Raw genomic sequence first — 491 nt, 5'->3', positions numbered from 1 at the left:
ACCGCCGTAGACGAAGTCGTCGGCGTCGTGCTCGCTGACGGTCATGAAGCGGTCGTCCTCCGGCACGTCGAAGGTCTCCCGCATCGCCTCGTAGAGGCCCTCGAGGATGGCCAAGCGATAGGCGGCGGGCTTGCCGCGGCGCAGGGACACGCGGGTGAGCGGCATCGGTCGTCTCCTTCGGTTCGGACTGAACAGGCCCGAACCGTAGCGCCGCCTTTTAGATTTCAGAACGCCATGGTATATTGTCTCTATGATTTCATCTTGAAATGATGCCGTTTCCGAAACGATGCCATGAGCCTCGATGTCGACGCGGTCCGGGCCTTCGTGCTGGCGGCGGAGCTGAAGAGCTTCACGCGCGCGGCCGAGGCGCTGGACACCACCCAGTCCGCGATCAGCCTGAAAATCCGCCGTCTGGAGGAGCGGCTCGGCCGTCGCCTGCTGGAGCGCACGCCGCGGCTGGTGCGGCTGTCGGCCGACGGCCAGGCCTTCCT

Annotated in this window: 1 protein-coding gene; it reads left to right on the top strand. The window is 65.4% G+C overall.

Annotated elements, in window-relative coordinates:
- Positions 1–291: 291 nt before the first annotated feature.
- Positions 292–491, top strand: a 200-nt coding sequence (locus tag ABTU92_RS29995; protein WP_408095184.1) for a LysR family transcriptional regulator, incomplete at its 3' end; no start/stop codon positions are given.

Origin of the sequence: Rhodoplanes sp. SY1 (assembly GCF_046000175.1) — a bacterium.
Lineage (GTDB): Bacteria > Pseudomonadota > Alphaproteobacteria > Rhizobiales > Xanthobacteraceae > Rhodoplanes.
Note: the sequence above shows the minus strand (reverse complement) of the source record. Positions and strands in the feature narration are given on the sequence as shown.